1 protein-coding gene is annotated in these 361 nt (G+C 43.2%); it reads right to left on the bottom strand.

Translation table 11 applies throughout. The annotated features are described in order from the left end of the window. Window positions 1–361, bottom strand: a 361-nt coding sequence (locus tag AAEY62_RS20885; RefSeq protein WP_350636213.1) for a nitrilase-related carbon-nitrogen hydrolase, incomplete at both ends; no start/stop codon positions are given.

Below are 361 nucleotides of genomic sequence, written 5' to 3'. Positions count from 1 at the left end.
CCACCATTGTGAGCAACACCATTGGCATCATCACCAATGCGATTTACCCCAAACACATAACATACATTTTCCATCGCTCGCGCCATTAATAATGTATCCCAAACATGGCGTCGCACTGCGGGCCAATTAGCAATATTAATCATTACATCGTAATCGTTGTTATTGCGCTGAAATACCGGAAAGCGTAGGTCGTAGCACACTTGTGGTAATAGCTTAAAGCCATTAATAGTAAACACTTTGCGCGCTTGTCCTGCTACTACAAAGTCGCCTTCGTTGCCTAAACAAAACAAATGACGCTTATCGTAAAAGTCTACTTCTCCATTGGGCTGCACCCAATAAAACCGATTGGCCTTTTTACTGC

Origin of the sequence: Pseudoalteromonas sp. GW168-MNA-CIBAN-0100 (genome assembly GCF_040309225.1) — a bacterium.
GTDB lineage: Bacteria > Pseudomonadota > Gammaproteobacteria > Enterobacterales > Alteromonadaceae > Pseudoalteromonas > Pseudoalteromonas arctica.
The sequence above is the reverse complement of the archived record's forward strand: the minus strand, read 5'-3'. Positions and strand labels throughout refer to the sequence as shown.